At 71.8% G+C, this 6,000-nt stretch carries 4 protein-coding genes and 1 pseudogene; 2 read left to right on the top strand and 3 right to left on the bottom strand.

Annotation, left to right across the window (positions count from 1 at the left end):
- Positions 1 to 543, bottom strand: a pseudogene (locus PD653B2_RS09565) (DUF222 domain-containing protein); the annotation flags it as partial.
- A 377-nt stretch (positions 544 to 920) separates the two neighbouring features.
- On the opposite strand from PD653B2_RS09565, the gene PD653B2_RS09560 reads away from it, so the two are divergent.
- Positions 921 to 2,090, top strand: a complete 1,170-nt coding sequence (locus PD653B2_RS09560) for a site-specific DNA-methyltransferase (protein ID WP_085872154.1) — start codon at positions 921 to 923, stop codon at positions 2,088 to 2,090.
- Positions 2,091 to 2,106: 16 nt separating this feature from the next.
- Here PD653B2_RS09560 and PD653B2_RS09555 read toward each other — a convergent pair whose 3' ends face one another.
- Both PD653B2_RS09555 and PD653B2_RS09550 read right to left on the bottom strand, forming a co-directional pair.
- Positions 2,107 to 3,507, bottom strand: coding sequence for a WS/DGAT/MGAT family O-acyltransferase (locus PD653B2_RS09555; RefSeq protein WP_085872153.1), 1,401 nt, complete (start codon positions 3,505 to 3,507; stop codon positions 2,107 to 2,109).
- A gap of 68 nt (positions 3,508 to 3,575) precedes the next feature.
- Positions 3,576 to 5,102: a protein kinase domain-containing protein gene (locus tag PD653B2_RS09550; protein ID WP_085872152.1), complete on the bottom strand. Its 1,527-nt coding sequence runs from the start codon at positions 5,100 to 5,102 to the stop codon at positions 3,576 to 3,578.
- Positions 5,103 to 5,222: 120 nt separating this feature from the next.
- On the opposite strand from PD653B2_RS09550, the gene PD653B2_RS09545 reads away from it, so the two are divergent.
- The gene (locus PD653B2_RS09545) at positions 5,223 to 5,876 is read left to right on the top strand and encodes an HNH endonuclease family protein (protein WP_085872151.1); all 654 of its coding nucleotides are present in this window, start codon (positions 5,223 to 5,225) and stop codon (positions 5,874 to 5,876) included.
- Positions 5,877 to 6,000: the final 124 nt, after the last annotated feature.

Genomic DNA, 6,000 nt, shown 5'->3' with positions numbered 1-6,000 from the left:
GTCGAAGCACCGGCCGTCCGCAGCCGCGAGGCGGCGGGCCTCGGCTTCGATGGGGTCGAACCGCACCCGCGCTTCCTCCACGACGCGTTCGAGTTGGGCGTAGGACAGACGGGCGGCGACGGGGGCGACGTGGGTGTCCACGAACCCGGCACCCTCCATGGGCAGGGACAGGGTGGCCTTCGCGATTTGGCGGGCCTTCCACACCGGCACCCGGCCCGCGACCACGTGGGCCCAGAGCTTGGGGAGGCGGTACCTGACCTCGACGGCCTCACCCAGGTACGCCCGGCCCGCGTCGGTGGACTTGCCGATCGCGAGCGCGAACTCGGCGACACAGAACTCCGCCACCAGGGGTGCACCCTCACCCGCGATGGGCAGCTCGCCCTCCCACACCGCGGCCGGCCCGATCGAGTCCACCGAGTGCATCGCCGCCCAGTCCACGGCCGCCTGGAACATCCGCACCTCGGCCGCGTCGGCCGTGGACTTGTCCTCGCGGACAGCAGCCAGCACCGCAGTCGCGGTGTCCAGAGTCGGGGTGGCTGCCATGGGTCAACCCAAGCACCGACCACCGACAGTCAGACCCCGAAAACCCGGTTGTCCACAGGGTCCTGAGCATTTCGGAAAGTAAAATCTTTCGACGGTGACCACGAGGGTCGACCCGAGCGGACCCGTAAGCCGGCCGGGGCTGGAAATCGCCGCCTCAACCGAAGCGGACGGCGACCACACCACTCTGTAAATCCCTGGCAGCGGCCCGCAGGCCGAGGGCAGGGAGGCGGGTCGGCTGCGGGGGTTTCGAGACAGGCGCTGCGCGCCTTCCTCAACCACCGGGGATGACAGGCGCTGCGCGCCTTCCTCAACCACCGGCGAGACGGGCGCTGCGCGCCTTCCTCAGCCACCGGAGTGCTGCGCACTAGGGTCGGCGCGTGGCGCGGCCGTGGAACACGTTCATCGAGGGCGACAACCTCGAGGTGCTGCCGCAGCTCGGCGAGCGGTGCGACCTTGTCTACATCGACCCGCCGTACAACACCGGCAACGACTTCGCCTACCACGACGACTTCCGTGAGGACGGCGTGAGGAAGTCGCGGCACCAGGCCTGGGTGGCGATGATGCGGCCGCGGCTCGAGGCGGCACGGGCGGTGATGAAGGACGGGGCCGCGATCTTCGTCAGCATCGACGACAACGAGGTCGCGTACCTGCGGCTGCTCATGGACGAGGTGTACGGCGAGCCGAACTTCCTCGCTCAGATCGTCGTCAACCTCAACCCCAAGGGTCGCCAGCTCGGGAAGGGCTTCGCGACGAGTCATGAGTACCTCCTCGTCTACGCGAAGGATGCCAAGCAGACGCTGCTCGACGCGAGCAGCCACGAAGCCGTCGACGAACGCGACTTCCCGCTGACGGATCCCGACGGCCGCCGCTACCGCCACCTGCCGCTGCGCAACACGAACAAGAAGTTCAACCCCACGACAGCGCGCACCCTGCACTTCACGATCTGGGGTGACCCCGAGTCCGGGCGGGTGAGCACCAGCGAGTTCGCGGGCGCGGTCGAGATCGGACCGGTCTTCGGCGACGGCCGGCCGGCGGTCTGGCGATGGAGCCGTCCGCTGATCGACGAGCGCCCCGACGACCTGGTCTGCCGCCGCATCAAGGGCCGGCGCGGCGAGCGCGTCGACGTGTTCCAGAAGGACTGGCTGCACCCCGCAACGCCGGGCGGGCGCCGCAAGAAGCTCCGCACCATCTGGCTCTCCGAGGAGGTCGGCTCCACCGATACGGCGGTCGCCGAGCTCAAGGCGATCGTCGGCCACGTCTTCGAGTCGCCCAAGCCCACCGGCCTGATCCGCCGGATCCTCAGCACCATGCCGGACGACGTGATCGTGCTCGACTTCTTCGCGGGCAGCGGTACGACGGGGCACGCGGTCGCCCTGCAGAACGCCGCGGACGGCGGCGCCCGGCGCTGCATCAGCGTCAACTCCGCCGAGCCGACCCGCGAGGGCTCGAACGCCCGGAACGCCGGGCTGCTCACCGTCGCCGACATCACCCGCGCCCGGCTGCGCGCCGTCGCCGAGGTCGTCGGCGGCGGGCTCGAGGAGCGCTAGTGCCGCTCGGCGTGGCCTAGACGCCTGCCGCCTTCTCCATCGCGGCCACCTCGTCGTCGAGGTGGGTCAGCAGCCGCTGGAGGCGCGGCACGGTCCGGCGGCAGCCGATCAGGCCGAAGCCCAGGTTGCCGTCGTAGGAGATGCAGGTGATGTTGAGCGCCATCCCGTTGATCGGGATCGACAGCGGGTAGTGGCCGACCAGCTTGGCGCCGTTCCAGTACTGCGTCGACCGCGGGCCGGGCACGTTGCTGATGATCAGGTTGTACGGCGGACGCACGAGGCCCGACATCCGCAGCATCGGGGCGACGATCGCCGGCGCCTGGCCGAGCGCGCTCATCGCCATGATCTGCGCCTGCGTCATGCTCGACAGCACTTCCTTGCCGTCGTTCATCGACGCGTGGATGGCGGCGATCCGGTCGGCGGGGTCGTCGAGGTCGGTGCCGAGCCGGCACATCACGGCGCCGACCGCGTTGCCGCCCTCGGTCGAGGCGATGTGGGACTCCTTGGCCTTCAGGCCGATCGGCACCATCGCGACCAGCGGGGTGTCGGGCAGCTCGCCGAGCTCGAGCAGGTAGCGGCGTACGGCGCCCCCGCACATCGCCAGCACGATGTCGTTGATGGTGGTGCCGGTCGCCTTGCCGATGGCCTGGAGTCGCGCGATCGGCCAGTCCTGGGCGGCGAACCGGCGCGAGCCGGTGATCTTCTGGTTGAAGATCGTGCGCGGCGCGTAGAGGGAGATCGCCGAGGTCTCGTTGCGCACGCCCTTGCTGATCGTCTTGATCAGCGCCGCCGGCATGCCGGCCGCCTCGGCGGAGAGGCCGAGCGCCGAGCGCATCACCTGCGTCGGGATCTCGGCCAGGCTGGTCTCCTCGCGCACGCGCGAGGCGCGGTCGCGGCGGGTCCGGGCGTCCCACGGCGGCGGCATGTCGCGCAGGTCGGGGTCCGGGCTGAGGGTGCTCTGCACCAGCCGCATCGCCGAGATGCCGTCGACCAGTGAGTGGTGGACCTTCGTGTAGAGCGCGACCCGGCCGTCGCGGAGCCCCTCGATGATGTGGGCCTCCCACAGCGGCCGCTCCCACGCGAGGCGGGTGCTGTGCAGCCGGCTGCTCAGGTCGAGCAGCTCGCGGATCCGGCCCGGCTTCGGCAGCGCGCTGTGCCGGATGTGGTGGTCGATGTCGAACTGCTCGTCCTCGACCCAGACGAGCTGCCCGGCGGTCGTCAGCGACCGGTGCGGCCGCTTGAGGAACAGTGGCGCGATCTCCTCGACGTCCCGCATCGACTCGTACATCTGCCGGCCATAGTCACGGCCCGCCCCTGCGGGCTTCTCGAACAGCTGGAGGCCACCGACGTGCATCGGCATGCTGCGGTTCTCTGCGAGCAGGAACCCCGTGCCCGTCGGATCGATCAGTGCGCCCACGCTGAGCCTTTCGGTCGGTTGGCGGACCGCGCCGCCCGAGTGACGCCCGCCACAACGCAGCGTACGGGTCAGTGGTGCTTCTTGCCCGGCTTGCCCGACTTCCCCGGCTTGGGCGGCTTGCCGTGCTTGTGCTTCTGCTTGGGCGGCTTGTGCTTCTTCGGCTGGTGGCGGCCGTGGTGCTTCGCGGGCGACGGTGCCGTGTCGACGACGGTGGTGGCGACCGTCAGCGTCACCGGCGAGCCGAGCCGGAGCCGCCCCTCGTCGTCGACGGCGAGGACCGTGCCGACTCCGCTCGACGACGGCCGGTCGACCCGACGAGGTGTCAGGCCGAGCGTGGTGAGCGCGCGGCGGGCGGCGTCGTACGTCGAACCCACCAGCTCGTCGTCGTCCAGCTCCACCCAGCCCGACGCGACGCGCAGCCTGACCGTGGCCGGGTCGCCGCCCGTGTAGTCGCCCGGCGCCGGTGACTGGTGCAGGACCTTGCCGGCCTCGGTGGGTCCGTCGACCAGTCGGGGATCGACCCCGAACCCGGCGGCCTCCAGGATCCGGGTGGCCTTCGCCACCGGCCGGCCCTCGACGGACGGGACGACGAGGTCGGAGGCCCCGGCCGGGGGTGTCGCGTCGTCGCCCAGGACGACGAGGACGCCGCCGATGGTCATCGCGATCGCGGCGGCCGCGCCGACGGCGACGAGCCGGCGCCGGTCCCACCGGCGCGCGGGCCGGGCCGGGGCGGGCGCCATCGGGGGCAGCACGACGGTGGGCTGCTGGTCGAGCGTGGCGGCCGAGGCCGCGACCTCGGCCGCGGTCGGCCGGACCTCCGGCTCGCGGGCCGTCATCCGCTGCACGAGCGTCCGCATGGCCGCCGGCACGTCCGGGCCGAGCGCCGGCGCGTCCTCCTGCAGCCGGGCCAGTGCGGTCGCGGCCGGCGTCTCCCGCCGGAACGGCGACGTCGCGCTGAGGCACTGGTAGGCCACGATGCCGAGCGCGTAGATGTCGGCGGCCGCCGAGGCTCGCCGGCCCTGGACCTGCTCGGGGCTCAGGTAGTCGGCCGATCCCAGGATCTGACCGGTCTCGGTGAGCGGCTCGGCGGTGTCGGAGCGGGCGATGCCGAAGTCGACGAGCACGGCCCGCCCGGTCTCGGTCACCAGGATGTTCGACGGCTTCAGGTCGCGGTGGACGATCCCGGCGGCGTGCGCGACCGTGAGGGCCGCGGCGAGGTCCTGGAGCATGGCCGCGACGGTCGCGGGCGGCAGCGCGCCGCGCTCGCGCAGGATCTGGCCGAGCGGCTGGCCCTCGACGTACTGCATCACGACGTACGGCACCGGCTGCGGTCCGGTCGTGTCCTCGCCGTAGTCGAAGACCTGGACGATCCCTGGGTGCTGGAGGGCCCCGGCGAACCTGGCCTCGGCCTGCAGCCGCGCGCGCATCCCGTCGTCGACATCGCCGGGGTGGAGCAGCTTGATCGCGACCGTGCGGTCGAGTCGGGCGTCATGTGCCCGGAAGACGGTGCCCATGCCGCCGGAGCCGATCCGCTCCGTCAGCTGGTACCTCCCGTCGAGCAGGTCGCCGGGTGCGCGCGCGTTCACGCGAGCCATGTACCCACTCCCCACGGCGAGGAACCTCACCGGAGTGTTCCGGTCCGGCTTCCTTGCCAGCACGGCGACTCGGCGACAGGGTCGAGGAGACCGCACGACCACCTCGTCTCGGGAGTCCCCATGGTTCGTCGTCTGCTGCTCGCCGTCCTGATGTCCGCCGGTGTCTCCGCCGGGCTCGTCGCCGTCCCGACCGCCGCGTACGCCGCGGACTACTCCGCGCCGCTCAGTCGGGCCATCACCGACCTGCCCACGGCGGCCGAGTCGCGCACCGGCTACTCGCGCGACCTCTTCAGGCACTGGGTGGACGCCGACGGCGACGGCTGCGACACCCGCGACGAGGTCCTGATCTCCGAGGCGGAGGAGGCCCCGAGCGTCGGCTCGGGGTGCGCGATCTCCGGCGGCCGCTGGTTCTCCTACTACGACGGCGTCTCGCAGACGTCCGCGTCCGCCCTCGACATCGACCACCTGGTGCCGCTCGCCGAGGCCTGGGACTCGGGCGCCGGCACCTGGTCGAGCGCGACCCGGGAGGCCTACGCCAACGACCTCGGCGACTACCGGACCCTGGTCGGCGTCACCGCTTCGCAGAACCGGTCCAAGGGCGACCAGGACGTGGCGGAGTGGCTGCCGCCGCAGCAGCAGTGCCGCTACCTGCGCGAGTGGGTCGCGGTGAAGCACCGCTGGGGGCTGAGCGTCGACAGCGCCGAGAAGAGTGCGATGAGCTCGCTCGCCTCAGGCTGCGCCGACTCGACGATCACGGTCACGCTGGCCCGCTGACCGTCCACAGGGGCGCTCTCGACCGATCTCTCCACAGGGTCACGTCGGGTCCACCCCGGCCGTCCCCGTGCGCTCCTAGCGTCGCTCGTACGTCGGAACCCGCCGGCGTACGAGCCCTCTCGGG

Source organism: Nocardioides sp. PD653-B2 (assembly GCF_002117935.1).
Taxonomy (GTDB): Bacteria; Actinomycetota; Actinomycetes; order Propionibacteriales; family Nocardioidaceae; genus Nocardioides.
Note: the sequence above shows the minus strand (reverse complement) of the source record. Positions and strands in the feature narration are given on the sequence as shown.